This window comes from Bifidobacterium sp. SO4 (genome assembly GCF_018555355.1).
In the GTDB taxonomy this organism is placed as follows: domain Bacteria; phylum Actinomycetota; class Actinomycetes; order Actinomycetales; family Bifidobacteriaceae; genus Bifidobacterium; species Bifidobacterium miconisargentati.
Genome location: NZ_JAFEJP010000033.1, coordinates 1 through 3076, shown reverse-complemented (window position 1 = coordinate 3076; position 3076 = coordinate 1). Strand labels below are relative to the sequence as shown.

Sequence of the window (3076 nt, the reverse complement as noted above, 5' to 3'; positions counted from 1 at the left end):
GCGCAAGACGCTCGGGTTCCGGAAACCCTCCGAGGCCATCCTCGACCTGATTAACGCCGCATGATACGATCACACCACCAAATCAAACAGCAACACAGGTGTTGCAACCACCACTAGAATCCGCCGTTCCATAATCTTCTGGTTACCGGCAACACCGCATCCAACCTCGGTGGTGGCATCTGGCTGTGCCCCACGGGAGCCGGCAACACATATGTGACCGAGGGTGGTGCCGTTTACGGCAACAGCGCGCCCGGCGACGCAGACACGCACATCGAGGCTTCCTCTGCGGCCGGTGATGATTTCGTCGCGCACCCGCGTCCCGACGCCAATAAGGTGACGTTGTCCGACCGTATGCTCGGCGGTGGAGTCAACCACTGGTACACAGACGGAGGCGCCATCAAGAACACGGACGCGGGAGGCCCTGACCCGGTAGCCGACGGTACCGTCGCGCGCTACGACGCCTCCGATGCGAACACCAAGCAGATCGTTATCGACAACACCGATCCACTCGCGCTAAAGAACGTCACCCTGTCCTCTGCACAGGAGCTTTCCAAGGCACTGGCCAAGACCGTCGTCAGTGGCAACAAGGCCATGCTCGGCGGTGGCATCGCGTCCAATTCCACCATCACCATCGGTAATCCCAATGCGCAGGAGATTTCCGTCACCGTCAACAAGAAGTGGGATTCCAGCGTCGCCGAGACTGATAGGAAGGCCGTTAAGGTCCAGCTCAAGGTCACGGGCACCTTGAACGGTCAGACGATCGACAAGGTGATTGACGAGGCGACCCTCGACGAGACGGGCAATTGGACGCACACGTTCACCGGGCTGCCCGCGGAGGGTAGGCTGAATGGCCTGAAGTATCAGGTCGTCGAGGTCGGCGACGAATACGAGTCCAGCGTCGGCGCATTCCAGCAGGATAAGAACGATATGAACCATTGGACCGTGACCGTCACCAACAAGGCCAAGAAGCCCAAGGACACGACGTTGACCATCCCCGGAACCAAGACGTTGAACGGCGATACCTTGACCGCGGGCCAATTCCGGTTCCAGATCAAGGCCAAGAACCCGTCGACCGCGCCATTGCCTACGGACTCGACTGTCGCCAACAAGGCTGACGGCTCGTTCTCGTTCGGACCCATCACCTACAAGGAATCCGACCTGAACGGCAGGGATTCGGCCGACTTCGAGTACGAGATCACCGAGGTCAAGGGAACCGACTCGACCGTCACCTACGACGATGCCGTATACACCGTCAAGGTCACTGTGTCCAAGGTTTCGAACAGACTTAACGTCACCTATGCGGTATTCGACAAGAACGGGGACACAGTCGATTCCATCGCATTCGACAACACGGTAAAGCCCGACAAACCTGACAAGCCGGATCAGCCCACCACTCCGGACACTCCGAACCAACCCGAACAACCAAACCAGCCCGGCAAGCCCGACACCCCCGGTACGCCGGGTCAGCCCACGACGCCGACCCAGCCTGACAAGCCGCAGAAGCCGACGCTGTCCGTCACCGGCTCCAGCGTGACCGCTGCCGCGGTGGTGACGGTGCTCGCACTGGCGTGCGGCCTGGCTATGTTCGTCGTGCGTCGCCATACCGCGGTGAACAAAACGGCAAGGAGCCACCACTCACGGTAACAGGCGGTTCCCGTAACCGTAACGGCCGGATGATGCGACCGAACTGATAGTTGATTCAGTCCGGCCCCATCATCCGGCCGTTCCTGTCTGTTCAAGTAATCGTTCGTCTCGGACCTGCGCGCCGTGCTTTTCACCCTCATGCGGCGAGTCGCCTGCGGGGATGGCGTTTCCAGGCCCGATGGAATCGAACATATGTCCACTCTGCGATAGAACATGTGTTCTAATATTTCGGTTGGTTTCAAGGACGGAGGCGGCATGGCCTGGAGGATCATCACGCACAGGTGCGGGCATCGTGAGCGCATCAACGTCGACGGCACGTACGTGGTCGTCGAGCAGCGGGTGCGCAGGGCCGAGGAGAGCCTGTGCGCGTCCTGCGCCGGCAACATCAGCCGACGGGACAACATGCTTGCCGGTTTCTGCACGCTCCTGGGATCGAAGGACCAGTGCGACCGGGCGGAGCCCATACGCATGCGCGTGCTCAACCAGGTGGAGGTGCTGGCCTCGCACGCGCGCATCGAGGATAGGGACGCTTTCCGGGAACTGCGCAGGCAGGTCCTGTGCCGCGATGACGCCGCATGGTGGATCGAGCATCGCAACGACGCCGTCACCATCCTCGCCCAGGACATCGAACTGTAAGGAATAGGGGGCGGTCATGAATGGGAAACGTGGAGACGAGCCGAAGGTGCTGCACCTGTGCGAATGGTACGAGGACGGGAGGCGGTATGTGGCGCAGTTCGAGACCCTCGCGGACGGTTCCATGTTCGCCGTGACCGACGATTGGAGCACCGGGGAGGAACTGTATGTCAACCATGCGTTGGCGAGGCCGGATGGCACGGCGATGCCCGGCATCGAACGGCTGAGGTTCTTCGACCTGCCCCTCAGCCACAACGGCTGCTGCCGGCGCGACGACTACACCGCGTGGGAGATCGAGGTGAACGAGCAGATCGAACATGACCGGTTCGATGACGAGCTGCGCGCGTTGGGCGTATTGGACGACGGGGACACTATATTCGGCCGTCCGTGAATCGTTCGGCCGCCGGGAGTGCGTCGGAGACGTTACACGCGCGTGAAGGGAACGCAAGCCGCACGCATGGTGTGCACTTCCCCGTGGAAACGCGAACCGAGCCATACCCTGAGCGTGCGCAATTCGGAGCCGACCCCGAACCAATGGACGGGATCATGCAAACTAGAACATGCTGGAGTGCAACGGTTTGCGCACCATGTCATGGCAATCCCGTCAGTTCACGGTTCCGGTGGTTACTCCGTTGTATGTCTCTGTGCTGTACAGCCGTCATGGCATGACGTTCGAGGTGCCTCATTTGAAAGTGAGCGCGAAACCGGGAGTGGTGCCTCACTGGAAGTGAGCGCGAAATCCTAGTCGGTGTCGGCTGGTGTTTCGTTGTGGTCTTCCGGTCGGACGCCCGCGATCTTG

The 3076-nt window shown here is 60.8% G+C and carries 3 protein-coding genes; all 3 read left to right on the top strand.

Translation table 11 applies throughout. The features are described 5' to 3' along the window. Positions 1 to 213 precede the first annotated feature (213 nt). Entirely contained in the window at positions 214 to 1644 is a 1431-nt protein-coding gene (locus JS536_RS11655) for an FctA domain-containing protein (RefSeq protein WP_214357059.1), read from the top strand. Between the two features lie 255 nt (positions 1645 to 1899). After that, positions 1900 to 2280, top strand: a complete 381-nt coding sequence (locus JS536_RS11650; RefSeq protein ID WP_214357060.1) for a hypothetical protein — start codon at positions 1900 to 1902, stop codon at positions 2278 to 2280. Positions 2281 to 2296: 16 nt separating this feature from the next. Beyond that, positions 2297 to 2668 carry a hypothetical protein gene (locus JS536_RS11645; RefSeq protein ID WP_214357058.1) on the top strand — a complete coding sequence of 124 codons (372 nt, stop codon included), beginning with the start codon at positions 2297 to 2299 and terminating at the stop codon, positions 2666 to 2668. The last annotated feature ends 408 nt before the right edge of the window (positions 2669 to 3076 follow it).

Coding starts and splice junctions, on each gene's coding strand:
- JS536_RS11650 (WP_214357060.1), top strand. CDS start 1,900: ATGGCCTGGAGGATCATCACGCACAGGTGCGGGCATCGTGAGCGCATC.
- JS536_RS11645 (WP_214357058.1), top strand. CDS start 2,297: ATGAATGGGAAACGTGGAGACGAGCCGAAGGTGCTGCACCTGTGCGAA.